At 71.2% G+C, this 26,069-nt stretch carries 32 protein-coding genes; all 32 read right to left on the bottom strand.

The window, feature by feature from the left end; all coding sequences use genetic code 11:
• Nucleotides 1-172: 172 nt before the first annotated feature.
• The gene (locus tag ACFV3E_RS40935; RefSeq protein ID WP_500540770.1) at nt 173-1,387 is read right to left on the bottom strand and encodes a hypothetical protein; all 1,215 of its coding nucleotides are present in this window, start codon (nt 1,385-1,387) and stop codon (nt 173-175) included.
• A gap of 162 nt (nt 1,388-1,549) precedes the next feature.
• Entirely contained in the window at nt 1,550-2,764 is a 1,215-nt protein-coding gene (locus ACFV3E_RS40930) for a hypothetical protein (protein WP_500540767.1), read from the bottom strand.
• 173 nt (nt 2,765-2,937) lie between these two features.
• The gene (locus tag ACFV3E_RS40925; RefSeq protein ID WP_500540765.1) at nt 2,938-3,216 is read right to left on the bottom strand and encodes a hypothetical protein; all 279 of its coding nucleotides are present in this window, start codon (nt 3,214-3,216) and stop codon (nt 2,938-2,940) included.
• Nucleotides 3,217-3,227: 11 nt separating this feature from the next.
• Complete coding sequence (locus ACFV3E_RS40920) at nt 3,228-4,154, bottom strand: hypothetical protein (protein WP_500540763.1); 927 nt, start codon at nt 4,152-4,154, stop codon at nt 3,228-3,230.
• A gap of 129 nt (nt 4,155-4,283) precedes the next feature.
• On the bottom strand, nt 4,284-4,838 hold the full coding sequence (locus ACFV3E_RS40915) for a hypothetical protein (protein ID WP_500540761.1): 555 nt from the start codon (nt 4,836-4,838) through the stop codon (nt 4,284-4,286).
• Between the two features lie 33 nt (nt 4,839-4,871).
• Nucleotides 4,872-5,858, bottom strand: a complete 987-nt coding sequence (locus tag ACFV3E_RS40910) for a phosphoadenosine phosphosulfate reductase domain-containing protein (RefSeq protein ID WP_500540759.1) — start codon at nt 5,856-5,858, stop codon at nt 4,872-4,874.
• 132 nt (nt 5,859-5,990) lie between these two features.
• Entirely contained in the window at nt 5,991-6,458 is a 468-nt protein-coding gene (locus ACFV3E_RS40905; RefSeq protein ID WP_500540757.1) for a hypothetical protein, read from the bottom strand.
• A 105-nt stretch (nt 6,459-6,563) separates the two neighbouring features.
• The gene (locus ACFV3E_RS40900) at nt 6,564-7,208 is read right to left on the bottom strand and encodes a hypothetical protein (protein ID WP_500540755.1); all 645 of its coding nucleotides are present in this window, start codon (nt 7,206-7,208) and stop codon (nt 6,564-6,566) included.
• Nucleotides 7,209-7,335: 127 nt separating this feature from the next.
• Entirely contained in the window at nt 7,336-8,652 is a 1,317-nt protein-coding gene (locus ACFV3E_RS40895) for a hypothetical protein (protein WP_500540753.1), read from the bottom strand.
• 104 nt (nt 8,653-8,756) lie between these two features.
• Entirely contained in the window at nt 8,757-9,005 is a 249-nt protein-coding gene (locus tag ACFV3E_RS40890) for a hypothetical protein (RefSeq protein ID WP_500540751.1), read from the bottom strand.
• Nucleotides 9,006-9,093: 88 nt separating this feature from the next.
• Nucleotides 9,094-9,369: a hypothetical protein gene (locus tag ACFV3E_RS40885; protein ID WP_500540749.1), complete on the bottom strand. Its 276-nt coding sequence runs from the start codon at nt 9,367-9,369 to the stop codon at nt 9,094-9,096.
• A gap of 141 nt (nt 9,370-9,510) precedes the next feature.
• A complete protein-coding gene (locus tag ACFV3E_RS40880; RefSeq protein WP_500540747.1) occupies nt 9,511-10,377 on the bottom strand; it encodes a DNA-processing protein DprA in 867 nt (288 codons plus the stop codon).
• Between the two features lie 56 nt (nt 10,378-10,433).
• Entirely contained in the window at nt 10,434-11,120 is a 687-nt protein-coding gene (locus ACFV3E_RS40875; RefSeq protein ID WP_500540745.1) for a hypothetical protein, read from the bottom strand.
• Nucleotides 11,121-11,202: 82 nt separating this feature from the next.
• A complete protein-coding gene (locus ACFV3E_RS40870; protein WP_500540743.1) occupies nt 11,203-11,541 on the bottom strand; it encodes a hypothetical protein in 339 nt (112 codons plus the stop codon).
• 81 nt (nt 11,542-11,622) lie between these two features.
• Nucleotides 11,623-12,201 (bottom strand): hypothetical protein, encoded by a 579-nt coding sequence (locus ACFV3E_RS40865; protein ID WP_500540741.1) that lies wholly within the window; start codon nt 12,199-12,201, stop codon nt 11,623-11,625.
• Nucleotides 12,202-12,317: 116 nt separating this feature from the next.
• Nucleotides 12,318-12,740 carry a hypothetical protein gene (locus ACFV3E_RS40860; RefSeq protein ID WP_500540739.1) on the bottom strand — a complete coding sequence of 141 codons (423 nt, stop codon included), beginning with the start codon at nt 12,738-12,740 and terminating at the stop codon, nt 12,318-12,320.
• Between the two features lie 212 nt (nt 12,741-12,952).
• Nucleotides 12,953-14,053 (bottom strand): N-6 DNA methylase, encoded by a 1,101-nt coding sequence (locus tag ACFV3E_RS40855; RefSeq protein WP_500540737.1) that lies wholly within the window; start codon nt 14,051-14,053, stop codon nt 12,953-12,955.
• A gap of 189 nt (nt 14,054-14,242) precedes the next feature.
• A complete protein-coding gene (locus ACFV3E_RS40850) occupies nt 14,243-15,013 on the bottom strand; it encodes a hypothetical protein (RefSeq protein ID WP_500540735.1) in 771 nt (256 codons plus the stop codon).
• A 250-nt stretch (nt 15,014-15,263) separates the two neighbouring features.
• Nucleotides 15,264-15,764 (bottom strand): hypothetical protein, encoded by a 501-nt coding sequence (locus ACFV3E_RS40845; RefSeq protein ID WP_500540733.1) that lies wholly within the window; start codon nt 15,762-15,764, stop codon nt 15,264-15,266.
• 86 nt (nt 15,765-15,850) lie between these two features.
• On the bottom strand, nt 15,851-16,627 hold the full coding sequence (locus tag ACFV3E_RS40840) for a GP88 family protein (protein WP_500540731.1): 777 nt from the start codon (nt 16,625-16,627) through the stop codon (nt 15,851-15,853).
• Between the two features lie 152 nt (nt 16,628-16,779).
• Nucleotides 16,780-17,280: a hypothetical protein gene (locus ACFV3E_RS40835; protein WP_500540729.1), complete on the bottom strand. Its 501-nt coding sequence runs from the start codon at nt 17,278-17,280 to the stop codon at nt 16,780-16,782.
• Nucleotides 17,281-17,398: 118 nt separating this feature from the next.
• Entirely contained in the window at nt 17,399-18,094 is a 696-nt protein-coding gene (locus ACFV3E_RS40830; RefSeq protein WP_500540727.1) for a hypothetical protein, read from the bottom strand.
• 209 nt (nt 18,095-18,303) lie between these two features.
• Nucleotides 18,304-19,236: an ArdC-like ssDNA-binding domain-containing protein gene (locus ACFV3E_RS40825; RefSeq protein WP_500540725.1), complete on the bottom strand. Its 933-nt coding sequence runs from the start codon at nt 19,234-19,236 to the stop codon at nt 18,304-18,306.
• A 136-nt stretch (nt 19,237-19,372) separates the two neighbouring features.
• On the bottom strand, nt 19,373-19,906 hold the full coding sequence (locus ACFV3E_RS40820) for an HAD domain-containing protein (protein ID WP_500540796.1): 534 nt from the start codon (nt 19,904-19,906) through the stop codon (nt 19,373-19,375).
• 238 nt (nt 19,907-20,144) lie between these two features.
• Nucleotides 20,145-20,279, bottom strand: coding sequence for a hypothetical protein (locus ACFV3E_RS40815; protein ID WP_500540723.1), 135 nt, complete (start codon nt 20,277-20,279; stop codon nt 20,145-20,147).
• A gap of 63 nt (nt 20,280-20,342) precedes the next feature.
• A complete protein-coding gene (locus ACFV3E_RS40810; RefSeq protein ID WP_500540721.1) occupies nt 20,343-20,816 on the bottom strand; it encodes a hypothetical protein in 474 nt (157 codons plus the stop codon).
• 90 nt (nt 20,817-20,906) lie between these two features.
• Nucleotides 20,907-21,644 (bottom strand): hypothetical protein, encoded by a 738-nt coding sequence (locus ACFV3E_RS40805; protein WP_500540719.1) that lies wholly within the window; start codon nt 21,642-21,644, stop codon nt 20,907-20,909.
• A 113-nt stretch (nt 21,645-21,757) separates the two neighbouring features.
• Nucleotides 21,758-22,486 (bottom strand): hypothetical protein, encoded by a 729-nt coding sequence (locus ACFV3E_RS40800; protein ID WP_500540717.1) that lies wholly within the window; start codon nt 22,484-22,486, stop codon nt 21,758-21,760.
• Nucleotides 22,487-22,724: 238 nt separating this feature from the next.
• Nucleotides 22,725-23,285 carry a DUF6573 family protein gene (locus ACFV3E_RS40795; protein WP_500540715.1) on the bottom strand — a complete coding sequence of 187 codons (561 nt, stop codon included), beginning with the start codon at nt 23,283-23,285 and terminating at the stop codon, nt 22,725-22,727.
• Nucleotides 23,286-23,390: 105 nt separating this feature from the next.
• The gene (locus tag ACFV3E_RS40790) at nt 23,391-24,287 is read right to left on the bottom strand and encodes a hypothetical protein (protein ID WP_500540713.1); all 897 of its coding nucleotides are present in this window, start codon (nt 24,285-24,287) and stop codon (nt 23,391-23,393) included.
• Between the two features lie 77 nt (nt 24,288-24,364).
• Nucleotides 24,365-24,979, bottom strand: a complete 615-nt coding sequence (locus ACFV3E_RS40785) for a hypothetical protein (RefSeq protein WP_500540711.1) — start codon at nt 24,977-24,979, stop codon at nt 24,365-24,367.
• Between the two features lie 76 nt (nt 24,980-25,055).
• Nucleotides 25,056-25,370 (bottom strand): hypothetical protein, encoded by a 315-nt coding sequence (locus ACFV3E_RS40780; protein ID WP_500540709.1) that lies wholly within the window; start codon nt 25,368-25,370, stop codon nt 25,056-25,058.
• Between the last annotated feature and the right edge of the window lie 699 nt (nt 25,371-26,069).

Here is a 26,069-nt window from a genome sequence, read left to right as displayed (position 1 = left end):
TCACAAAAAACGACGTTTCCGCTGGTCAGGTTTCTTCGGAGGCTTACTGGACCCCCTTGTCCCGGACGGTGTTGGGGGCAGTGGTGGCGTGCCGGTCCCCGGCCGACCAGCCGACCCCGCGCAACGGGGCCGGGAGCCCGAGCAGGCTCCCGGCCCCGATGCGGCCGCACTGCTACGTCTGCGGGAGCAGGACGTCGAAGGCGTCGTCGGCCAGGTCGGAGCCGGTCCATCCGGCGTCCGGGAGCAGCGCCGTCCTCACGCCGAACATCAAGGCGTCCCGCAGCGCGTCCTCCACGTCGGCGACGACACCGCCGGGCAGACTCACCGCCGCGCACGGTGCGGACCACAAGGTGCTGCCGTCCCGCCCACGCACCACCCGAAGCCGGCCGTCGGCGCCATCGACGGTCAGCCCTGCCGCCGAAGGCAGGTGAGGGCGCAGCAAGTCGGCGACGTAGGCGGCAGCAGCGGCCAGGACCGCGTGGCGCGCCTGCTGGGCCGCGGCGTGCGCCGTCTCCAGTTGCCACGCCTGGGAAGCGGCGAGCGCCGCACGGTCGGCGCCTTCCTCGTGGCCGTGCTGGCGCATGCACTCCGTTACGGCCTTGACGACCGCCGCGGTGTCGGAGATGAGGTCGGTGTTGACCGTGGCATAGATCTCGGTGAACCTGTCGCTCCCGGACCCGTCGGGGTAGAAGCGAGCCACCCAGCCGGAATGGACGCCGGGGTACTTCCGAATGCTGCCATGACAGCTGATCTGGATGGTGGCACCGCAGGCGAGATCGACAGCGACCCATTCGGCCGACCCGTCGCTGTCCGTCCGGCAGGCGACATCGGCGGTCTGGAGCGCGTCGGTCAGGACGTCGCCGGTGCGTCGCTTCGTGCCTGCCGGCCAGCGGATCGCTGAACGCGGGCGCTTGTAGTCGGCGATGCCCCGCCGGTACAGCAGGGCCCTCACGTCCTCGGTGAGCGCGACGCAGTCGAGCACGCCGAAACTGCCGGTGAGCGCGTAGTGGAACCTCATGTCGGCGTGGTGGACGTCCGACCCGAGCAGCACGGGAACCTCGTCCACCGTCAGCGGCCTGGTCATGGGCAGGTGCCATGCCCACGCCTCGGCCTCGTGTTCACGGCCTCGCAGGGTGACGGACAGGACAGCGGCGGTCCCCCGGGCCAGGACATCGGCCAGGTACGTGAGCAGGGCGTCCACGGCGGGCACCGGAAAGCGCATGGCGTACTCGGCGGTGAGTTCACCGGTCACGGACACTTCGGTCTTCCCGCGGCGATGGATGGCCACGGTCATCCACGGGTCGTCCTCGTAGACCGTGTTGAACGCGGCCACGAAGAGCCCGGCTGCCAGGGCGGTACTGGGCGGATTGGTCACAGCAGTGGTCACGGGACTTCCTCTCTCAGAGGCTGTGGTCTGGGATGCCGGGTGGGGGGCCAACCCCTTCCGGCGTGATCAATTCATGTGCGCTGAGGCCGCAGCCGGCGGCTCGCGCAAACGCAGCAGGGCCGGGCGCCCACGATGACGCCCGGCCCTGCTGACACTTCCCGGCTACTCCTGCGGGAGCACCACGTCATAGACCTGGTCGATCTCGTCGGAGCTCGTCCACCCGGCGTCGGCGAGGGCCGCAGTGCCCGTGCCGTAGCCCAGCGCGTCGCCCAGGACGTCCACGACGTCTTCGATCAGCCCCGCGGGCAGGCCGACCGCATGGCACGGAGCGCTCCACAGTGCCTCGCCCGTGTCGTTCCGCACAGCGCGCAGGGTGCGGCTGGTGGCGTCGAAGGTGATGGCGGCCGCTCCCGGCAGGTGCGGTCGCAGGAGGCTGCCCACGTAGGTCGCAGCCAGGACCAGAAGGTTTTCGCGTGCCTCGGTCGCGACGGAGTGCGCGTAATCCAACTGCCGTCCTGTGCTGTCGATGCGTGCCTTGTGTTCGGCGTCGGGCTGGTGGCTGTGGTGGTGCATGGACTCGGTCACTGCCGAGACGACCGCAGTCGTATCGGCTGCGATATCCGCGCTGTCGGATGAGTAGATCTCCTGGTGCCTGGTGCGCGCGGCTCCGTCCGGGTGGAAGCGGGCCACCCAGCCGCGGTGTGCGGTGGCAGGGGTCCCGACGCTGCCGTGGCTGCTGACGCGAATGGTGGCGCCGCAGTCGAGGTCGACGGCGATCCAGTAGCCGGACGCGTCACTGTCGGTCCGGTGGGCGATCTCGGCCGCCGTGAGCGCGTCGCGCAGAACGTCGCCGTTGGTCGTGCCCGGGCGGTGCGGTCCGGAATCGGCCGGGCGTCGGTCCTCGTAGTCGGCGATGCCTCGCCGGTACAGCAACGCCTTGACGTCCTCGGTGAAGCAACTGCCGTCCAGAAGAGCGAAGGTCCCGCCGTTGAGCGGGCGGTGGTGCCGCAGGTCGATGTGGTGGACGTCCGGCCCGAGCAGGCCGGTGACCTCCTCGAGGGACAGGGTCGTCGTCTCGGGCAGGTGCCAGGCCCACGTCTCGGTCTCGTCCCGGTTGCCGCTGCGGGCAGGAATGGTGACGGACAGGACGGCGGCGGTCTCGTTGGCCAGGAGACCGGTCAGGTGCATGAGCAGCCCGTCCATGGCGGCCGCAGGAAACTGCATGTCGTATTCCTGGTTCAGTTCCCCGGTGACGCTGACGGCTGTCTTGTCGAGCTCCCGGATCTCCACCGTCACGAACTGGTTCTCATCGAAGACGGCGGCGACGGCGGCGGCCAGGATCGCGGCCGCGCGGGCTTCGCTGGTCGGAATGGTCACAGGATTGCTCCCTTGGATGCTGGGTGGTCTGGGATGCCGGGCGGGGGGCCAACCCCGTCCTGACGTAACTAATTCTATCACGAAAAAGACGTTTCCCCAGGTCGGGATATGCCCCGGAAAATGGCAGCGGGACCGGGGAAGAACTCTCGTCCCCGGCCCCGCTGACTACCGTGCTACGCCTCCGGCAGTGCCAGGTCGTAGGTGTCGCCTCCCGGCCCCGGATCCGTCCATCCGGCGTCGTCCAGCGACCATGCGTCCTTGCCGAGTTGCAGCAGCTCCCGCACAGCTCCTTCGACCTCCTCCACGACCTGCACCGGCAGCCCGGTGGTGTCGGTCGGCGCGAACCACAGCGTGCCGCCGTCGGCGCTGCGGACCGCCCGCAGGTCCCCGGAAGCGACGTCGGCGGTGAGGGTCGCGGCGGCGGGCAGCCGTTGTTGGATCAGGCGACCCACATACACCGAGGTCAGTTCCAGCAACGCCCGCCGCGCGGACCGGGCCGCGTGTCGGGCCTCGGTGAATTGCGCGGCCAGGACAGCGCTCCCGGCTTCGTCCAGCTCGCGAGCGGTGGCCGGACTGTGCGGGTGGTGCCGGATGGCGTCGGCCACGGCCGCGACGACGCCTGCCGTGTCGGCGGTGATGTCGGTGCGCTCCGAGACGTAGAACTCGTCCTGGATCCCGCTGTCCCGCCGGTCGGGTAGTAGCAGGCCAGCCATCCGGAATGATGCCTGGGCAGGTAGTCGGTCTCGTTGTCGTTGCCGTTGACCCAGATCGACGCACCGCATGGGAGGTTGACGGCAACCCACGCGCCGCTGCCGTCCCCCTCGGCGACGGACGTGATGCCTGCGGCAGCCAACGCGTTCCGCAGGACGTGACCAGCAGCCTCCTGGCTGTCGCACGGCGAGGGGAGCGTGAGCTCCGGGAGTCCCTGCGCGATCCCCCGGCCGGAGAGTGCCTTCTTCACCGTGAGGGTGAGGTGCGCGCACTCCAAGTGGCCGAACAGCCCGCCGTTGAGGTGGTGGTGTTGGCCGGTGAAGCGGATGTTCTGCCCGGACACTCCCAGCGTCTCGGCCTCCTGGCGGGTCAGGGGGTGCGTTCCGGGGAGGTTCCATCCCCAGGTCTCGAACCCCGGATTCCAGGCAGGCGCGCGAACCGTCACGGCGATGGTGCCCCCGTCCTCGCGGTCCAGGGCGCCGGTGAGCTGGTCGAGCAGCCCTTCCAGGGCGTCGGGCTTGAAGTTCATCAGATGTGTGCGGGTGGCCTCACCGGTGACGGTGATGGTGGTCCCGTCGGCGTGCCGGACGGTGACCTCCATCCATCGGGCGTTGTCGGGGGCGCTGGTGATCGCGGCGAAGAAGATCGCCGCACTGCGGGTGCTGGTGCGTGAGCGCACAGGAAGATCCCTTGAGTGCTGGGGTGGAATGGGAAGTCGGGCGGGGGACCAACCCCGACCGACGTGATCAATTCTATCGCGAAAAACGCGCATTGTGGCTGTGGTGAGTCTCCGCGAGTGCGCGGAACGCTACCTCCGAGACTGGCCGTCGGTGGTCGGGGTAACAGTGCCGTCGCAGGTGACGGTGTAGGCGGGATCGCCTCGGCGGGCCTCCCACAGTGAGCCGGGCCAGTCATTCGCGCTGACGGACGCGACCAGATGGCCCGCGGGGCAGAGGACCAGGACCCGGCCATAGCTGGTGTGGCGGAACTTCGGGCGTCCCGTGTGCCGCTGCGGCACGTGCACATAGCGGCGGTAGATACCGCGCAGCGTCCGGTGCAGCCGTACGTGGTCGGTGACGTCATCGATGCCGATGTGGTGGTGTGCGGTGAGGTTGTGGTGCCAGCTGGTGAGTTCCCAGCACTTGGTCCGGAGGCGGAAGCAGGACCCGGCGGGGGCGGCGCCCGGGATCGGGTGGTCGGCGTGGATGGTCAGGACCGGGCCGGCCGGGCCGTACCGCTGGACGACGCAGCCGGCGGGGCCGTGCAGGATCCAACTGCCGTACGTACCGCCCCGTACGAGCGGTTCGTGGTCCAGCCGAAGCGTCGGCAACTGGTAGGCCGGACGATGGTCGGTCAAAGGCATGAGACCTCCGGAAATTGAGGTAGGGGTGCCGGATCACGCGGTCAGGCTCAGAGACCGCTTCAGGTAGTCACGGGTTCGGCTCGCGCTGACCCAGCGGGCCATGGCGGTGCCGGGCGGGTGCCGCACGATCTCGCCTTCGGCCGCGTCCAGTGCCGCGGCCCGGCGCAAGATCTCGGCGATGGACAGGTTCTTCTTGAAGCTGTGGCCGACCTGCTGTTCGACCGTCAGGTACTCGCGGGCCTTGGCCGGCCGCAGCCGTGCGGCGCACGTCAAATCCGCCTCCGAGGCCAAAACACAGAAGCTGCACGACAGGCGAGACATGCCCCAGTCGTAGGCGGCGCTGTACGGCAGGCCGGAGTCCGCGATCTGTGACCAGACGTGGAACTGGTCCCAGCTGTGCAGGGGCAGCCAGGTCAACACGGTCCGCTTGCCGTTGCTGGCGTCGTCCAGGGCGAGCACCGGACGCTTCTTGCGGGCCGGGCTCTCCTCGGCCCGCATGCCCATGCAGTTCAGGATCCGCACCGGGCGTCCCAGGTTGCCGAATTCGCCGACCAGAGCTGTCATCAGCGCTCTGACCTGGCCCCTTTTGTGATCGCTCGTGCAGTAGCGGGCGCCCGATGACGGCCACGCCGGTGTGGTGGTGTCACCGCGGGCTCTCAGCTCACGGTCCCGCTGCAGGATGTGCTGGAGCAGGTCGCCCTGGGTGCGCGTGACGACCTCGAAGCGCAGCCCATAGACGGCGGCCTGCTGCTCGGCGAGCTCGCGGGTTCCCTGCCACTCCACGTCACCGAGGTCGCAGTGAACCACCACGATGCGGTCGCGGACTCCGGCGAGGTCGGCGAGGGAGACGAGGTAGGACAGTATGGCCTGGCTGTCCTTGCCGCCGGATGACGAGATGAGCAGGCAGTCGGCCCATTGCAGCAGCTCCATGGCGGTGTAGGGGTTGTCGCCGTCACGGCAGACGAGGTCGACCAGCGGATTCAGGTAGGCGGGCATGATGACGGGGCGGCGGGTTGCCATGGGTGGCTCCCTCGACGTCGGGGTGTGGTGTTGGGACGGCCGCGCCGGCGGGGCCAACCGCCGAACAGAGCCGAATGCACCGGGGGCGGCGCGGGTCGCCGCCCTCGGTAGAAGTGCCGTTATGCGGGGCCGTCAGTCGGCCGGGTGGACCGGGACCATGGCGTGCGGGTCCCTCTCGTACGGGCCGGGGTAGTCGGGGTGGTCGGTGAACAGGTGCCACTTCCCCCGGGGCCCGGCTTCGGCGACCGTCACGGTGTGCAGTTCGCCGTCCAGGGTGATCACGTCGCCGGGCTTGAGCTGGGCGGCCTCGCGCGGCTGGTAGGCGGGCTGCTGCCATTCGCCCTGGTAGTAGGCGGTGAGGTGGTTGTAGGTCTCGGGTCCGCCGACCTCGGTGGTGAAGCAGGGCAGGCCGGACAGCGGCGGGCTGGTCGGGCTGTGCCAGCGCACCATGCGTGTCGTGGCTTCCACGGCCAGCGACCATCCGCTGAAGTCGAGATAGACCCAGTTCTCGCCCTGGTCGATCACGCGCGGCAGCGCGGCGGGCGCGGACGTGCGAGGCGGTTCGGCCGGCGGGGCCGATGGCAGGCGGGAGTCGGGCACGGTGTCCTCCGGTGAGCTGGGCGTGAGCTTCAGGTCCTTGCAGGCGGGCGGGCCGGATGCCCGCCGGGCGGAGAGGGCGGCAGCACGCCGCCCCCTCCGCTGGGGCTAGCTGTCGGTGTCGACGGCGGTGCGGTCGACGACCGCGGCGATGCGGTCCAGGACGTCCTGGTCGGCCTCGCGGCCGTGGTGGATCGTGTGGATCAGGCGGGCCGCGGCATCCGGGTCCATGAAGTGGTCCGGGAGTGGCAGGCCGTCGCGGTCGACGCCGTGTGGATGCCGGCGGCCGACGACGAGCCCGGCGGCCGCGAGGACCGCCGGGACTTCGGCCAGCGTCTCGAGGGTGCGGGGCCGCTGCTGGAACAGGGCGTGGATGCGCCGTCCGGCCTCGGCAGGTTCGGTGGTGGCGTACGCCTGCCACACCCACGAGTTTCCGCCGATCTGGAAGCGGCCGTCGTCGTCGGGCAGGCACAGCTCGATCCACGGCTGATTGTCGGGCGCGCCGCCCTCGACGCGGACTTCGGCGTAGCCGTCGTGCCAGAACACCCGGGACTCCCAGCCGACGGTGTCCTTGGCCGGCTGCTGGACGACCTCGGCGGTGAAGCGCGGGATGACCACGTTTCCCATCCAGCGGTGGTAGCTGATCTCGGCGTCGTACGGGCCGAGACGGCGGGGGCCCTCGTCGATGATGACGCGCGCCGGGGTCCAGCCGTGGCCGCCCTGGGCGTGGTCGAAGTGGATCTGCACGGACATGCGGTTCTCCAAAGGGCGAGTTGGGTTCGGGTGGCCTCGGGCGCGTCGGCATCGCCGGACGGCCCGGGCAGACAGAGACGGAGCGGAGAGGCAGCTGATCGGGCTGCCCCTCCGCTCGCGAGTGCTACTAGCTGAGGGAGGCTGCCGCGTGCTGGTGGTGCCGACGGTTCAGCCGGACCCGCAGACCGTGACGGGCGACCTTGCAGCGGCGGAGTTCGGCCGCCTCGACCGGGCACCGGTCGGCCCAGGCGTCGGCGATGTCCCGGTCCAGCGCGGGCCAGGAAAGGGTCAGTGCCTCGCGCACGCGGATCTGGGGGCGGGTGGCCTGCCGCCACTTGCCTCGATCGAGCAGATCGGTGCCCTCCTTGCACGCGGCGAGCAGCGACCGCCCGTGGTCGTCGTCCGCTCCCCGCTCGCGGACAACGGCCGTCCCGAGGGCGAACAGGGCGAGCATCGTGTGCGTGTGCAGGATGCGGGACGCCAGTGTCTCGGCGCGTGTCGGCCCACCGTCTTCCAGCCGCCACCGGTCATAGGCGGTGCCGTAAGGCTCACGCAACCCGGCACGGGCGCCGTACCAGCTGGCGAACTCCTGGTCCGCATCGCCGAGCGTGCGCATCACCGACTGCGCCCACTGCCGGGGCGACATCCGCGCGTACCTGTGGGCGCCTGCCGCGTCCTCCCGGCGGATGATCTCCTCCGCTTCCACCACGGCCTGCATCGCGGCGAACTCCGCCTCGGCGTCGGGCAACATGCGGTCGACCTCCTTCGCGAAGGTCTCCGCCCGGTCGGCCAGCGCCCGGGCACGCCCGGCCAGCTCATACGCCCGACGGGTGTCCGGTTCCCTGCCCTCGTCCGCCGCGTACCGCTCGACGTAGGCATCTCCGGAGGTGGTGTGAGCCCGGATCGCAAGGCGGTTGATGACCTGGAGGTGCGCGCGGATCAGGGGTGTCGTCTTCCGCGCCCAGGGCTCGCGGCGCCGCTCGGCGTCGGCGAGGACGTTGGCGACGTGCTCGTACGCGCCGGATGCCCGGTCGGTGTGCTCGCCCGCGGTCTGTCCCCACTCATCGACCGTGTAGCCGTGCACGGTGAGGCCGGACTCCTCAGCGGCAGCATCGACCAGCCGGGCCCCGAGCACGGTGTTGCGTACCCGCTTGTAGCTGGGGGCGGCCTCGAACGGCTCACCGTTTCGCGTGGCCCGGGTGTGCTTGGGGAGGTAGCTGCCGGTTGTGGCGTGCCAGGCGATGATCAGCTCACCGGTGACGGCTCCGTCTTGGTGGGCCAGGGTGCCGGAGACGGTCAGTTCCCACCGCTCCCCGTGGCGGATCTGCGTCTTCCAGCCGCGCGGGGCTGCGGTCTCGGCCAGGGCCAGAAGGTTGCCGGGCGCACCGGCCAGGCGGGCGGTTTCGACGGTGAGTTCAGCGGGCGCGACGGTGGGCGCTTGCATGGTGCTCCTCCGGTTGGATGCTCGGTGTGGTCTGGGTCGCCGTCCGGGGGGCCACCCCCTTTCGACATAACTAATTCTACCACGAAAAACAGTGTTTCCCCTGGTCAGGCTTGGTACACGGTGGTTCCTTGGACTGTGACGTGCATCGGGATCTTGCCGTTGCGGACCAAAGCGGGGTGCGTGGTGTCCAGGTCGACGCTCACCCGCAGGGTTCGGCCGTCGCTGTCGACGTAGGCGAACACGAGGACTCCGGCAACTTGGAGCGCGGGCAGGGATCCGGGTTCGGCGCGGTCGGCGGGCCAGAAGCGAGCCATGCGGTGCAGGCGGGTGCGCAGGCGTGCGGAAACAGCCATGGGGCTCTCCTCCATCGAGGGCGGGTATGAAATCCGGGCCGGGACACGAGGTCCCGGCCCGGCGGTGTGCTGCTCGGTCGCAAGGTGGTCAGACCTCGAACGGGAAGACGTACGTGAAGAAGTCGCTCCCGTCCGTCTCGTGCAGGAAGGTGATGCGGTTTCCGTCGATCCGGCACTGGCTCGCCTTCGGCCAGGCCGTGTTGGTCTCCGCGCGCTCCGCGCCCGGCCGTGTGGCACGGATGCGGGTGCTGGAGATGCTGTCGACGGTGCGGGGACCGGTCCGGTCCGGGAAGCGGTGATGCTCCACTTCGAAGGTCTGGCACAGCGCGGCGCGGCGCTTGAACTCGGCAAGGCTCAGGGGCATGACGGCTCCATCAGGGGCGAGGGTGGGGCAGGCAAGGTCGCGGCTCTCGCGAGGGTGAACAGGCCGAGCCGGCTGGCTTCGGACTCATATCCGTTGGTGCCTGGCCCGGCGCGGGCCAGGCACCACCCACGGGAGCAGGGGTCAGCTGAGCGCGGTCAGCACACCGGAGGCGTCCAGCACGGGACGGGCCCGTACCGGGGACAACAGCTGGTTGTTGCCCTCGCAGCGGCCCCGGGCGTCGACATCGGGCGCTACGGCGACGCTGGCCGGAACTGCGAGCAGAACCCGGCCCAGCCGGTGTGCTTCCGCGGCCACGTCCAGGGGCGTCGAGTCGCGGGTGCACTCGAACATCACCGCTGCCCTCGCCAGGGCTGCGGTCAGCCGCGCGGCGCCCGCCACGTGATACCCACAGGCCGGCTGGCCGGGGCGGCACGAGCTCACCAGCAACCCGCCGTGCCCGAGCACCCGGCGGGCCAGGACGTCCTGGTCGCGCGGGTGGTACTGGTCCAGCCCGCACGGCAGCACGGCCAGCGTCGGGGCCGGAACCTGATGCGCGCCGGCGTGGGCGGCGTTGGCGATGCCGAAGTCGAGGGTGGCGACCACCGTTCGCCCTGCCCGGGCCACGTCCCGGGCCATGTCGCGGGCGGCGCTCAGGCTCGCCGCGGTGGCGTAGTGGTTGCCGGTGAACGCGACAGCGCATTCGGAGAGCTCCGCGAGGTCGCCGTCACCGCGCAGCCACACCCCCAACGGCCCGGACACCTCGGAACCGTCCAGCAGGGCGGGCCAGTCCGGATCGCCGGGGATGACGAAGCGGGCAGTCAACTGGGCCGCCGACAGCTCCTCTTCGGCGTCATAGGCGGCCAGGCGGGGCATCCCACCATCGGTGACCAACCGGCGCCACAAGCCGACGGCACCTTCGGCGTCCAAGCCACCGGCGATGTTCTCAGGTGTGAAGAAGTGCGCGAGAGCTGCTCGAGCGGCGCGCTCGCTGAGGGCCGGAGAAGACATGGCTTTCACCTCACGGGATGGGGGTCGGACAGAACGGATCGGGCGAGAAGCGCTGGTCATGCGATCCGGGAGGGCAGCAGCGCCGCGCTCCAGCAGTCGCGGGCCGGGCAGCCGTACCAGCTGCCGACCGCGTGCGGAGTGGCATCGGGATGCGCGGGGTGCAGCTGCATCGGACCGTGGTCGGAACACGCGGGACGCGAGGCAGGCAGCGGCCGCGGGTCGTTCGTGCCGGGGGCGTCGATGCGGACGTCGATGGGACAACTGGCGAGGTTCCACAGACCGCGCACACCGCCCTCCTCGCGGGCTCCGAGGTCCTGCGCGGTGACAGCGAACAGGCCCGGGAAGGGATGGTGCGCGGTGAGCCAGGTCGCGCCGTAGCCGAGAGCCCAGGTGTTCCACGCCGGTAAGTCCTGGGGCCAGGGGCCGTTCGCGACGGTGACGGCGTGCTCGGTGACGGGGGTGGCGTTGGAGGTGCCCGCCCGTAGATCCCAGACACTGAGCAGCACGTTCCGGGGGCCGGTGAGGTAGTCCAGGAGGAGACGCACCTCGGCGTCGTCGGTGTCGGCGGGCTGCCCGGTCCGGGTGACGTGGCAGCCGCCGACGGCGTCCGGGACGGCCCGGTACAGGGTGTCGCCGAACGCCGCGACGGCGGTTCCGTGCTTGCGGCGGCGGGCGACGGTGTAGGTGTCCGGCGGCATCCGCAGTCCGAGGATGGCGGGTCGGGCACGACTTGGTGCGGGCATGGGTGTCTCCGGTGAGTGGCTGGTGATGAGGAAGAAGGCGCCCGGCCGGCGCCGTGGTGACGGCCGGCCGGGCGGTGAGTAGTCAGCGCGGGCGTGCCCCGGCCGGGGCGGCGTCGCGGATGAAGCCCTCCGTGTTGGCGGCCCCGTACTGCTTCACCAGGTAGGGGACTTGCGCGCTGAGCCCGGTGTTGTTGATGGCGGCCGCGGAGTGGCCCGCCGCGTCGTACAGCGCGTCAGTGGCTTCGTCGTCGTCTACGGCGCCGCTGCTGTTGCAGGCGTCCGACGCGTACCGGCTGGCGGCGTCGTGCACGGCTTCGTCGAGGTCGACGGGGTCGATGCCGAGCTGTTCGGCCAGGGCGAGCAGCTGTTCGGCGGACCCCTCGTCCGCGTGGCGCAGGGGTTCGTCGGCGTCGATGTCCATGGGTGTGCCTCCCGTGATGGAGGGGTGCCGAGCCGCAGGGGCGGGCGTGACCGAGCAGCGGCCCGCCCCTGCGGGCGCCGGTCACCAGTCGTCGACGTTCCGGACGAACTCTGCGGCGATCCGCTCCGGGACGGCGTCGGCCGGGGCGATCACGGCGTACTCGTCCCAGTGGCCGTGCGGGTCGTGCCGCAGCTGGCACAGCAGGACCCAGCCGCGCCCCGGGTCCAGCGCGACGGCGAGAGTCTCCGACATGGCATCGGTCACCACCACTCCAACGTGACCAGGGGAGATCGGGCTGACATGGGCGTCATAGGTCTCGGGTCCGCTCATCAGCAGACCCGCGATGCGCCGCAGCTGAGGGAGCTGGGCTTGAGTGGAATCCCAGTAGCGACTTGACGCCCGGGCGACCTCGTTCCCGGCCATGCCGGACGTCACGGCACCCGGCGGAAGTGCGCCGTCACCTGCGATGCCGCACTCCTGCTGCTCGTCGTCGGCGTCCGGCAGACGCCAGGCGGTCTGGTCGTAGGTGAGGTCACGAGGGTCGAAGCCGTCAGTGACCGTGATGCTGTCGATGCGGCCGTCCGGGTTGGTGCGCACCAGCAGGTACAGGGGCGGCTGGGCCGGGGTGTCGGCGGGCGTGCTGGGGCTGGGCGTGGTCATGCCGGTGAGTCCTCTCGATGCGGCCGCCGGTGGGCAGGCAGCGGCGACCTGAGACGGGAAGAGCGGGAAGGGCAGTGCGGTGCCGGGGGCGGGTGGGCCGCCCCCGGCGCAGCTGCTCAGCTGGGGAGTTCGAGCGGCACGTCGCGGCCGATCGCGACGGCCAGGCTGCGCGTTACCGCGAGGAGGTCCAGGACGTCGGTGACCTCGTCCGGCAGGACGCTCGGGATCGTCACGCGGGAGCCGAATCCGTGGCTGAAGTGGGGGAAGCTGTTGGCACCGAACTTGGCGTCGATCACCCACACCTCCTCGCCGACCAGCCGGGACATGAAGAAGGTGATGTGCCCGCCGTCGTCGAGCACGTGGTGCACTTCGGCGTACAGGCCGGTGACCGGGCCGCCGAGCAGGTCGGGGCGCGGCTCGGTGCGCTGCTCGATGACGGGCACGACGACGGTGATCGTGCGGGTCGTGCCGTCTTCGAGGCCGAGGGTGACGGTGTGGCCTTCGTCGGGCGTGCCGACCGCGGTGGTGATCGTGGTCACGGGGTCCTCCGGGGACTTGTGGGTTGGTGGTTCGGGCTGCCGTCCGGGGGGCCAACCCCTTTCGGCATAACTAATTCTATCACTAAAAACGATGTCCGTTGGTCTCGTTTTCGCAGGCAGCAGCCATGATGCGCGCCCTGGCACGCATCGGAACGGGCACCGCGCGCGCTCGCGCGGTGCCCTGAGGCCGGGGCCGCGGGCCGTGGCGCCCGTCAGTCAGCCTGCGCCTGGTTGGCCATCAGCTTGTCGACCATCGCCATGGCCTGACCGACGGCCTCGACCGTCGCGAGGTAACCCACAACCTGGTCCCGCTCCTCGATGAGCTTCTGCCGTGCGTGCGCGGCTTTCTGCGGCAACTCGGGGTCGGCCAGCGAATCGCCGCAGGAAATGAGCACGTTGGGTCCGAGACCCCACACGTGAGCGTTGACGGCCGCCCCGGCGGCCGCGAGCGGGTCGATGTCCGTGAGCGCCCATCCATACTGGGCCGGGTCCAAGCCGAGTTCGCGCAGGTGCTGAGCCAGTGAGCGGAACATCCCGCCGGTTCCGCCGGCCGGATCGCTGAACCAATAGCCCTTCTCCGGCATTTCGTTGCCGCAGGTCATGCGGGCCATGACGTCGCAGACCTCCGGCGGGGTGTGGTACTCGCCCAGCCCTTGCCGGGCTCCGTGCGATCGGAGCGAGGTGACGGTCCAGGACATCAGGTCGACGTCGCACCGGTTGGCGGGATCGGGGTCGCCCGTCATCTGCAGCACGCCGTACCGCAGCGCGGTGTCTGTCACCCGCCGGACGGCATGGACCTTCTCCTCTACACCGTCCTCGACCAGCCAGCCCATCAGCGGGGCCATGGCGGCTCCCAGGTCGGGGCGGGAGCTCCACACGCTTGTGTACACCTCGCGGTAGCCCTGCAGCAGCTCGAAGTCCGTGCACCCGCTGATGATGCGGGTGACGTCCTCGGTGTGGCCCTTGATCGGGAACATGGCCAGGGCGGCGACGATGCTGACCGGGATGTCCATGCGGTATCCGCCCTGGTTGGAGGCGTGCCAGGCTTCGGCGACCGCCTCGCCCAGGCGCATGCCGGCGCTGCGCGGGTTGCCGAGCAGTACCGGAGTGACGGTGCGTCGGGCGGGGATGCGGGTCTTCACGGCGGGCAAATCGGGGCGGGGGTCGGCGAACAGGCCGTCGGGCTCGCCTTCGGCCGCGAGGGCCGGGCGTGGGGCCGCGGCCGGCCGGGCGGCCGTGCGGCGGGCGGTGGCAGGGCGGGCGGTGAAGGTCTCCGGGATGTCGTCGTCACCGAATAGGCCAAGCTGGTTCATCGGGGCTCCTTGGGCATGCCAAAGGCGGCGTCCCGCCGTCCGGGCCGGGGGTGGCCTGGACGGCGGGGCGCCGTTGGGGATGTGTGGGGTCAGGAGGGGTCGGCGGCGGGGGCCGTGATCTGCTGAGTGCTCTGCTCCGAAGCGGAGTCGGCCGGGGCGTGCTCGCTGCCGCAGCCCTCGCAATGCGTCTCATGCCAGTCGTTGGCTTGCCCGCAGGAGCACCACCAGGACGCGAAGTGCCAGGTCCACTCGAAGCCGCCAATGCCGTACAGGCCCTGGGTGTCGGGCTCGACGACCACGGCGGCCGACGGGTTCCCCTCGAGGAACTGCCACCGGATGTGGACGACGACCGCGCGCGGCTCGCCTTCGCTGTCGGTGCCGCCGTCGATGACGTGGATCGTGGGGGACGTTGTCGTGGCCGCATTCGTCGGCCAACTCCTGAGTGCGGGCGGCCAGCTGTCGTGCGGTGTCGAGAGTGAAGAACGGGCTCAGCCACCCGTTCCACCGGTGCGTGGGGTCAACCCTGGCGTCGTAGGGGCCGAGCGTCTCGCCGATGCACACGCGGGTCTGCACCCATGGGCTGGGCGGCCACGCGCTGCTGGAGGTCTCCGCCCAGCCGTTGTCTCCGTCGACCAGCACGGCGAGCCGGTCCGGGTGCAAGACGTAGACGTACTGGATGTCGGCGGGCGCGTTGTCGTTGGTGAGCAAGCCCATGTCGTGCCAGGTCTCGTCATGGCACCAGCACTTCCCCTTGCCGTCGGGAGCGGGCAGCCTCTTCCAGCCGAAGGGGTGGTCGTCGATCAGGAAGCGGGTCGCGGTCTCGACGTTGCCGCGATGGATGTAGCGGACGAAACCGTGCACCAGCGGCACGACGGCGTCGGGACTGCCGTCCACGTGGACATGGCGGCCAGCGAATCCACCGTTCTCGGTGGGGCGGGCGACGATGGCGCGGGTTACCAAGGTTTCCTCCTGGGGTCGCGGGTTAGTGGTTCGGGCTGCCGTCCGGGGGGCCAACCCCTTCCGACATGACTAATTCTACCGCTTACGGAGCGTGACACCGGATCGATTTCCGCAGGTCAAGGCGGGTGCTACTGCCTTGCCGAGTAATGCCGTCACGTGCGGATGTGGTGAATCAGGGCGCAGACGGCGACTGCCTGTGCGGGAGTGAGGTCGTGCACGGAGAGGCTCACGGTCTCCCCGGCGGCGTCGATCACCGCTCGAACGTCGCTCGGGTGGTGGCTGTGCCGGTACGCCGGACTGTGGTGCGGCGGTTCCGATCCTCGGGCGTGACCTGGACGGCTGCGGTCGGATCGTCGCTGATGCCGGGGGCGCCGAGAGCGCGTGCGATGTTCTCGGCGACCTGTCCGCGCTCTGCACGCTCCGCGTGGTCCTCGCCGGCCAGCCGTCGGCAGGTCGCAAGGTCGGCCGCGTAGCGGGGGAGCAGGCGGCGGCGGATGTGCCCGAAGACGAATTCGGCAGACGCGGCGGCGGCCGTGATCTCGGGGGCCCGGGGCCGGTCGGGGTGCCGGAAGTCGGGCAGCAAGCCACGGGCAATGACGCGACTGCCTGCCGGGATGAGCGCGACACTGCGGCCGTCGGGGCAATCCAGCCGGACGGCATCCCGCCACGCCGGATCGGGGCACGTCGTCCAGTCGTCGCCGAGCAGCGCGGCGACCTGGTCCGCGAGGTCGGCAATGGGGCTCGTGGGCATGGTGGTTCCTCCGTGGGTGCGGTGCATGGGCCGGGGCGGCCCGCCGGCGAGGCGGGCCGCTGTCGGGGTGAGCAGGTCGACGGAATTCAGGCGCGAAGCGAGGGGGCGAGCGGGCTGTAATCGGCTGCCGGAATGGGGGCCCGGCGACGGCGGGCTCGCCATTCGTCACGGTCGCGTTGCAACTCGCCGAACGATTGCCGACCTTGCATCTTGACCAGATGGGGGATGCGGTTCGCCGGGATGCCGACGCGAGGCGGTCCCGTGACGGCGAGCAAGTCGGACGCGCTTTGTGAGAAATACCCGGCGGCGGTGAGTGCATCCTCGTCGGGGAAGACATCTGCGTGCCGGTCGTGGTCGACGTCGATCAGGTGGTCGCGGCGTCCTCCGAAGCTGAAGCACCATCCGAAATTCGGCGGCGGGTCGGGCTCCACAAATTCACGGAAGAGAGCGACTTCTTTGGTGTAGCAGTAGAAGCGAACGTGCGGTGCGGTGCGCATGATCCGCAGCCAACACCGCAGGTAGTCCGCGCTGTAGAAGTCCCCTGCGTCGTGAAGCCTGACAGTCGCGCCCTTGGCGTAGCGGCGGTGCCGGAGCTCGGCGGTCATCATCTGCTCGAACCCGGAAAGGTCCTCCAGCGTGAGCAGGAGATTACGCATGTGGGCTTCACGCACATTTCGGTACCGGTACGTTCCGGTCCGGGCGTAGCAGAGTTTTGCGCAGATGTCGGCGCTGGGGCAGACGTTGATGTGGCGGCCGGATGGCAATTTCACCACCCATGCGGGCAGGGTCCACGTCCAGATTCGGTCTCGCCTCAGGTCGCTGTTTCCCTGGCGGAGTAGCGCGGGCGCGGAGTTTTCGGGCATGGCTGTTTCCTCTCGGCGGCGTGGAGCGGGTTTCGGGCATGGCAAGGCGGCCGGCGCGGGCGGGACGGCGCGCGGCGGCCTGGGAGGCGGGGCAGATGTCAGGGCCGGGTGACCCGCAGCGTGCGGGTCACCCGGGAGCGGCGGGCTTCGGGTTACCGGGCCTGGGTGGCGTCAGCGGCCGCCTGTTCGTGGGCGTCCCGGACAGCGTTGGCGATGGCCTGGTGCCGGGGATCGATGGGGCGGCCGCTCGGGTGCCGCCAGCGCAGCGCGATGTGCACCGTGCGCAGCTCGGTGAGGGTGAGCTCCCACGGACCCTCGTCCGTGAGCCGGTGACCGTGCTTGAGCTCGTTGGCCGCGTACACCTCGTCAGCCCGGGAGAACGGGCTGGGGAAACGGAGGACGGCCCGGGCGAGGGTGGCGCACACGTGAGCGGCCTGGATCCGGTGCGTGGGCGTGATCGTGTAGCGGGCCGGGCCCTCGGTGCCGCGCTCACGGGTGTGCATCGTGCCGTCGTGCTCGACCAGCTGTTCGCCGGGGTCGAGGACGAAGTCGCTGCGGCTGAGCTCGTGGCCGCACGCGGTGCAGACGTAGAGCGCTCCGCTGGGCCGGTAGCGGCCGGTGTCGCAGGTGCCGCAGATGATCGGAATGGGCATGTCTGCCGTCCTTGTTCGCTTCGGGTGTGGTCTGGGATGCCGGGGCAGGGGCCGACCTGTCCCGGCGTTGCGGTCGGGCCGGGGACGCGCGGTGCGTCCCCGGCCCGAAGTGAAGTCCTCAGGTGCGGGGGCGGATCCGGCCGAACGACTCGGCGCACTGCGCGCACGCCGGGCGGGAGCTGCCGAACGTCGTCACGCGGGTGATGGCGTTGCGGGAGCAACCGGCGAAGTCGCACTCCCACTCCTCGCGCGGCCTGCAGAGCGCGCACCTTCCGCCCGCGATCCCGTGGTCCTCGCACGGGTTGCGGCGATCGGCGTCCGACATGGCCGCGAGCCGCACCCGTCGGCGGGTGAGCGCCATGGCGGGAGTCATGGGGTACACGTCCCCGTCCTCGGCCGCGTGGAAGATCACCTGCAGCCGCCTGAACCGCTCGGGCGTGGTGTAGAACGGCGCGCCCTGCGAGCTCCACACCATCCGCACGTGCCCCGTCGACACCAAATCCGCGAGCGCGTACGGGCTGCACAACTCGAACGCGTCGCACTGCTCCAGCGACCACGCGTACCCGAAGCGGCGCAGGGTGCGCCGGAAGTCGGCGGCCGGGCCGGTCTGCCCGGCGTCCAGCAGCGTGACGGCGGCCAGAGCGGCGGCCGGGCTGGCGTTGAGGTCACCGGCCGCGCGCTCGGCCTCGGCCGGGGTGCTGTGGCGGCTGAGGGAGTAGCCATTGATGCGGTCCTGCACGTGGTGCATGTCGCCTACGCGGGCGGTGACGTACTGAGGAGCGGGAGTGGGAGCGGTGCGTGAGCTGCGAGGCATGGCGGTCCTTCCGGTCGCTGGTGTGGCCTGGGTGCCGTCCGGGGGGCCAACCCCTTCCGACATGACTAATTCTATCACCTAAACACTTCTTCGGGGTAGGGATTTGATCGCAAACGTCGTTCTGACCTGCGCTGTTGTCCATGTCGGCTATCCGCGTCGGCGCCCGCCGATGCCCGGACACGGTCGGTCCGGGCACCGGCGGGCGACTGCTAGGCGGCCCCGTGTTCCCGGTCCGGGGCGACCGCGTCCAGGATCTTTTGCGCGGCGGCCATCACCTGCTGTCCGGTGGCCTTGATCGTGTCGCGAACGGCTTCGGGGGTGTCCCCTGCCCAACCGGCCACGTACGGGACCGACACCGTGGCGGAGTCCATGCCGAGCGCGCGGCAGACGACGTACGCGACGGATTCGGCCTCGGTCTCCATCCGGCCGCGGTGCTGCCGGTACTCGTCCATGTCGGCCACGTGATCGCACGTGATGTGTGCCGCCTCGTGGCAAAGAGTCTTGGCGGCGTGGGCGTCGGGCAGGGTGTCGCTGACCCGCACGATGCGTCCTTCGGGGCGTGTCCAGCCGTTCGCGGGGGCGGTGTCCCCTCGCTCGACGGTGTATCCCTGGGCGGCGACGTAGTCGGCCAGGCTTGCCCACATCCCCGGGGGGACCTCACCGGTGAGTCGCGGGGCCGCATTGACGGGCTCGGGGTCGGGCTGTCCATCGATGCGGTCGGTCTGGGAGATGTCGTATACGCGCACCGGTTTGAAGAACGTTCGCGGTCGCGCCCTCTTCCCGTCCGATTCGGGTTCGCCGGCGTCGTCGCCCTCGGCGTCCTTCGCGCGGATGGGCATCGGTGCGAGGATGTAGATCGGGTCTTCACCGCGGCGGACCTGGCGGCCCTGCCTCTGCCACTGGGTGTAGCCCTCGACGTGGGTAGCGTGCGGGCACTTCCGCAGGATCAGGATCATGTTCCGGAAACTGCGGTGCCGGAAACGAGCGACGGACTCCAGCACCGCGGCCCATCCCTCGCTGGTGACCAGCTGTGAGACCGCGTCGTCGAACTCGGATTTCAGGTCGGCGACGTGCTGAGCGCGGTTGGCGGCCCACTTGGCGCGCTCCTCGGGTGTGGCGTCCTTGCGCCTGGTTCGGGGCATGGCTGATCCCTCCTGCTTCCTGGGTGTGGTCTGGAGTGCCGTCCGGAGGCCAATCCAGCGGCGGTGAGTGGACAGCAGACGGCGCCCGCCCCCGGGTCGGGGCGGGCGCCATCTGTCGTGCGTCGGCGGTGAGCTGTCAGGCGCGGGTCAGGGACTCCGCCCATTCGGCCAGCGCGCGGAAGTCGGCATCGGTCAGACCGGTGTCCGGGTCGATCTCGTGCAGCAGTGCGGGGCCGCCGTGGTGCTCGGCGACGTACTCGTGATCGGCCTCGCCGATCTGGTCGTCGATCCACGCGAACGGGCGGCCGGCGGCGTACTCCACGATCGGCCACGTCTTGATGTACGTACCGTCGGGCCGGGGCGGCTGGTCCTGACTGCCGAACGCGATGAACGGCAGGTCGACGTCCCTCGGCAGGCCGATACGCCACCCGATCCAGTCGTTGGCCTCGCCCTCCCACGTGGTCGCCCAGATCAGCTGAAAAGGCAGCGCCATCAGGGCCGGGCCGTGCGCGGGGTTCAACCACACGTCGAGGTCGGGGACGTCGTCCTCGTCCTTGCCGGGGTGCTGCACCATCCACACGTCCGGCTTCATCGCGTAGCTGACGAATCCCGGGCGGTGCGTTGGCAGCCCTAGGGGGTTCAGGACGCCGTCGACGTCGACCAGCAGCATCGGCAGCTGCTCGGCCTCCGGTGCGATGGCGGGTCCGTCGGCGGGTGTGGGGCTAGTGGTCACAGGTCCTCCCGGTAGGCGTTGCGGCTTGGGCTGTCGGGGCGGGGGGCCAACCCCTTCCGACGTGACAAATTCTAGCACTAGTTATGCCGTCTCGGGTGAGGTGATCGGCTGTCGGCGGGCATGGCTGAGGCCCCGCCCCCCGGCCTTCAGGGGGCGAGGCCAACGGGGGGCCGCGTCAGTTCAGGACGTCCCCGGGAGCCGCCGGAGACACGTCCTGAAGTGCCAGCAGGACGCGTTCGGCCTGGTGCGCGGACAGATCGGACAGCTCGATCCGCACACGCTCGCCGTTGTCGTTGGCGCCGACCGTCACGCGCGCCTGCGGCGTGATCGCGTACGCCGCGCCTCGGCCGTCCGCCCCGCGCGTGGCACCGCTTCAGCGCAGGTGCCAGGTGTCACTGTGCTGGTGCGCGGCGGGCCGGGGCTGAGACATCCCGGGGCCGGCACCGAGCCGCTCGGCGACCGTCCGGCGCCGGTCCTCGTGGGCGCGTAGCCGGGCGACCTTGGCGTGCCAGACCTGGTGCGCCTCGGTGACGGCGGGCAGCAGGCGGCGGGTGATGTCGGCGGCGACCCGGGCGGCGGTCTTGTCCGGCGCCATGCTGATCTCGCCGGCGTCGATGCGGGTGGTGTCCACCGTGAGGTCCCTGGGAGCGTCGGGCAACTCGCCGCACGCGTACAGGCGTTCCCGGGAACCCTGCGAACTGCGGTACAGCATCACGGTGCGGCCGTCGCGGTGGCTGAGCTGCTGCATGCCGCTCCACTTCCTGTGGGGGCGGGCGGTCCATCCGCCGCCCAACAGGGCGGCGACCTGGGCGGCGAGGCCGGCGAGGTCGGGCGTGCTTTCGAGCATGGGGACTCCTCGGTGTGGTGGGTGGGCTGGGATGGGCGGCCCGGGGCAGGCCAGTTGCCCCGGGCCCGCGGGATGCGGCCGGCCGCGTGGCTACGTGGCCTGGGCCTTGGCGCGGAAGGTGTCGCACCGGGTACCCCACGTGCCGTGCTCGGGGTGCTCGCTGGCGTGGCGGCGGCACGTGCCGCACTTCGGTCCCCAGTCGGCGGGGGCGTGCGCGGGCTCGGCGGTGTACTCCGGGGAGCCACTCCAGGGGAACCCTCGGCCGGCGAACGTGACGGTTCCGCCGTCGGTGATGTGGGCCCAACCGTCCGGCCAGTCGACCGCTCCGGGGGCCGTGGCGTAGGTGACGGCGGCGCGCAGGGTGCCCGGGGTCCACAGACGCGGGGGCCGGTCGTTGCCGGTGACGCGGTAGGCATCGGCGGTGACCTGCCGACCGGGGGCGGTGAGCAGCCGGTCCGATGAGGGGTCGGGGGTGAATCGCAGTGCGGCGTGGTTCTTGGTCTTCCGGTAGTGGAGTGTTCCGTCCTCGGTGATGGCGGCTTCGCTCCATCCCTCGGACCGCAGAGCCCCGCGGAGCCAAGTGCGTACGTCCTTGCCAGCGACCTCGGGGAGGTAGCCGACCCGCTGACGCACGGGGTGCCCGGCGCCGATGACGGCTTGCCGGTAGCGGACGTGGAACAGGACGTCATTGATGCCGGGGAAAGCCGGGCCTCCATACCAGGGGAGGGGGTCCCATGCACGGATCGGGATGCCGGGGAGTGGAACGCGCGGGGCCACGGTTGGCGCGGGCTCGTCGGTGCTGGGGGCGGGGGCGTGCGTGTCGGACATCGGGAGTTCTCCTGTCGGGGCGGTGAGGTGGCCGGGGAGCCCCGGGGCCCGCGCGTTGGGGCCCCGGGACGGGGCGGTGAGTGACGGCCGGTGAGCAGCTGCCGGGGGTGTGGCTACTGGGGCTGCGGCTCGGTGCGGAACTCGTCGCACGGGGTGCCGAACGCCCCGCGGTCGGGGTCGTGTTCGCTGAGGTGGCGGCGGCACGTGGCGCACTGCGGTCCCCAGCCGGCGGGTGCGTCCGTGGGCTCGGCGGTGTACCGCGGGGGTGTGCTCCACGGGTCCCCGCCGCGGGCGAACGTGACGGTTCCGTCGCGCGCGATGTGGGCCCAGCCGTCCGGCCAGTCGACGACGCCGGGAGCGGTGACGTACGCGATGACGGCGCGCAGTGTGGCCGGGGTCCACAGCTGTGGGGGCCGGTCGTTGCCGGTGACGCGGTAGGCGTCGGCGGTGAGCTGCTGGTCGGGGACGGTGACCAGCAGGTCCGATGCGGGGTCGGGGATGAGGCGTACTGCCGCGTGGTTCCTGGTCTGTCGGTAGTAGATCGTTCCGTCATCGGTGACGCTGGCCTCACTGGACAGCCAGAAGCGCATGCTGCCGCGCAGCCAGTTGCGCACGTCCTTGCCGGTGGCCTCGGTCCTGTAGCCGACCTTCCGGGCGGGGTATCCGTCGCCGACGACGGTCTGCTCGTAGCGGAGGTGGAACAGCAGGTTGTCGACGACGACGTACGGACCCTGAACCCACGGGAACGGCTCGCAGCGCCTTACCTGCGTGCCAGGCAGCGGCACGCGCGGAGCGACGACAGGTGCGGGCGGGGAGGGCTGGGGGGAGGTGGCGTCGGGCATGGTGAGTCCTTCGGCGGAGTCGGTGAGTTGGCACGCGCACCCGCCGGGGCCCGCGAGGTGCGGGCGCCGGGGCGGGGCGGTGAGTGGCGGCCGGCCGGGTGTCAGACGACGTGGACGTCGGGGTCCGGTGCCGCGAGGGGAGCGCGGCACCGGACCCCGGGGGGGCGGCATTCCACAGTCGTTGTCGTGGGGGTGCGGGGCCGGGTGGGGGCCGCGGCCCCCGCACCCGGGGAGGGCGTCAGTCCTCGTGGGGCTGGCGGATGGTGATCACGGGCTCGGCGTTGTCGCCGAGCCCGATGCCCACGGACAAGGTGACCTGCTCGGCCTCGCGCGCCCTGCCGTCGCGCGGGACGCGGCTCATCTCGAACGGGACGCGGGTGCGGTCATGGCGTGCCTGCCGGATGCCGTACCGGGCCGTGATCAGTACGTCCCTCAGCCGGGCGGTCTCCTGCTGCGGGGTCTGCCGGTCGGTGTCGGCGTCACTCCAGCGGACGCAGTCGTCCCACGCGGCGCGGGTGAGTGCGACGGGGTCCGGGAACCGGGCTTCGCGGGCGAGGTCTTCGGGGACCGCGACCAGGTCGCCGTCCGCGAGCATGTCCGCGCGGGTACGGGGGTCGATGACGACGAAGATGACGACGTCGGGCTCGCCGCTATCCTCGCCGTCGAACGGCTCGGCCGGGCCGGTGTCGGAGGGGGACACGGCCCCTTCGGGGACGGGGGCGGCCCGCATCGCGTCGGCGCTCACGCTCAAGGCGCCGTCGATCTGGGCCAGGATGCGGCCGGTGCGGTCGCTGGACATGGTGGCTCCTTCGCCGTGGGTGTGGTCTGGGTGCCGTCCGGGGGGCCAACCCCTTCCGACATGACAAATACTAGCACTTTTTGCCGTGTGTCCGGGTGGTGATTTTCACGCCGTGGTGTGTCTGACCAGCGCGGATGCGGCCTCGGTGATCCGCTCGCGGGTCCATGCGGAACCCGACAGGATCGCCTGTACGTACGGCGCGGCGTGGTTCCGGGCGGGGGCGAGCGTGAGCGTGACGTTGCTGTGCCCGTGAGCGATTCCCAGGTGTCGGCCGTCGGTGACCTCGGGCAGGATCACCGGATCCCAAAGGGAGAACGGGACGCGGCCGTCGTCGGTGCGGTCGGGCGTGGCCTGACTGACGGCGTTCAACATCACCTCGTCGTGGCGGCACTCACCGGTGCAGGTGAGCAGCACCGCGCGGCCGCCGGGGATCGTGACCACGTGCCGGGTCATGCTCCGATAGGCGCGGGTGCCCACCTGGGCGTGGGCGGCGGGCTCGGCCGGCGTGCGGTGCAGCCAGAAACCCTCGCCGTGCTCGTCGACGTGGCGCCGCCCGATTTCCCAGCCACGTACGCGCGTGATGCTCTCGAAGCTCCATTCCGGGGCGGTGGTGCGCCAGGCGGGGGACTCGGGCCGGTCGGTGACGTACAGCTGTGTCCGTACGGTGGCGTTGAACGCGGCCGCCGGGTCGGGGTCCTGCTCGGTGACCATGCGCACCAGCACGCGCGCGGCGTGGAACGGCATGCGCTCGGCCGGCTGCCGGAGCGCCGCCCACACCGGGCATGCGTCGTCGCACGCGCGGCGGCCTTTCACGCATGGCCCGAAGTTTCCCCAGCGGGCGCGGCGGGTGTCCTGCGACTCCCACAGGGTGGGCAAGGTGCGCGGCCGCAGTGCGCACTGCGGGCTCGGGCTCGCCATGTGGGCGTTGAGAGATAGCCGGTTCCAGCCGCGGCCGTCGGGTCCGCCGGGCTGTGGGGCGGGCGGTTCCAGGAAAACGGGCATGGGGGTCCTCCTTGACCTCGGCGGGCCGCACCGGTCGGTGCGGCCCGCGTTCGGTGGTGCCGGGGTCGGGTCGGTGGTCAGCTGGCGGGGCGGGCCTGTCCGGCGCGCATGAGCTCCTGCTCGGCCTTGACGGTCCGGTGCGCGCGCCGTGTCCAGTCGGCAAGTCGCGCGGCCATTTCGCAGACGTCGGCGGCCTGCTGGCTCGGGCGGGTGCGGGCAATGTCCGCCCAGTGCTCGTGCTCGGCCGTGATCTCGCGGTGCGTGGCCGTGATGACGGCGTGCGCGCCCCGGTGGCGGGTGATGCGGTCCCACGGGGCGCATCGGCCGGTCTCCTGCTCCAGCACGACCAGGGAGCAGCGCGGCCACGTCTCGTTGCGCTGGGCGGCCTCGGCGTGGAAGTCCAGCAGGCAGGACACGCGCGGGTCGTGCAACGGGTCGTAGCCGTACGCGTGCTGCGTGGCCGGGATGGGGCTCGCGGTCCGCTCGCTGAGCAGCGCGGCGAACTGCTCAAGGGACGGCGCAGCGTTCGCGCGGTGCAGCCTGACCAGGTATGCGGCGAGCGTCGGCAGCTGCCATGCAGGCGTGCCGAACGGGGCGGCGGGCATCGACCAGGACTGATGGCGGGTGCCTTCGCGGCCGGTGACCGACAGTCGGATTACCAGCTGGGACGGGCGGCGGACGGAAAGCGGCATGACGGATCCCCTCGGGGTGGTGGGCGGGTACGGGGCCGGGCGGGGCCGTGGGTGCGGCGCCCGCCCGGCGCGGCGGCTAGTCGCCGTAGCGGCCCAACGTCATGGCCAGCGGAATCAGGTCCGCGTGGCCGTCGTGACGGAGCGCGCGGGCCGTCATGCGGGCGGCGGTACGTCGGCGGTCCTCGCCGCTCTGCCCGCTGAGCTGACCGCAGAGGTAGCCGAACGCCAGGGGGGCGAAGATCCCATCGGGGAGGGACGCGAGCACGGTTTCCGGGTCCCGACCCTGTTCCTTGGCCATCTGGCGGATTTGCTCGACAACCGGGGTCATGGCGGCATCAAGGGCGGCTGACAGGGTGGCGCGGTCGAGTTCGTCTCGCTGCTGCTGGTCCATTGCTTGCCTTTCGCTGGGTTGTGGTCTGGGCGCCGGTCCGGGGGCCAACCCGTTCCGACGTGACTAATTCTAGCACTGTTAGTACAGATGGCGGGGGTGCGCGGGAGAACAGACCTTGCCGGGCGGTTCGCTATGCTGGGCGTACATCGCAGCTCACGCGGGACCGGTTTCGGCCTCCTCGCTGGGTTGTGGTTTGGGAAGGTCCGACGGTTGGGCCAGCCGCGAAAGCGGTCCGCTTCGGCGGACAACCGTCGGACCGCCACACGCCAAAAGGGGCGGACGCTGGGAACTCGCGTCCGCCCCTTCGTGCTGCCCGGGTCCGCCTCGCTTCCGGGGCGGCGCGTCGATGCGGCGCGGTCGGCCGTCCGGCGGGGAACTCCCGGCGGGGCGGGGAGCTCGGCAACCCTCGGCGGGCGGGGAACTCCCCCGGGCGGGGAACTCGCGCTGCGCGCGCGGGGAGCTCCGGTCGGCGGCCCCGGTGATGACTCGACGGACACCCCGGCCCGGCGCGACGGGCCACGCAACGGCTCGGCCGGCGTGAGGGCGACCGCCGGGCGGGCACACGAAAGTGCCGCGCGGCGGGCTGCCGCGGGGCCGCCGTCTCGTAGGCCCGTCGCCGAGCCCCCGTGACCGTCATACAACGCCGCGGGCGCCAACCCCCCCACGCCCCCGGCGCCGGGGGCGCGGGGCCCGCCGCGG

This window comes from Streptomyces sp. NPDC059718 (genome assembly GCF_042733315.1).
Lineage (GTDB): Bacteria > Actinomycetota > Actinomycetes > Streptomycetales > Streptomycetaceae > Actinacidiphila.
The sequence above is the reverse complement of the archived record's forward strand: the minus strand, read 5'-3'. Positions and strand labels throughout refer to the sequence as shown.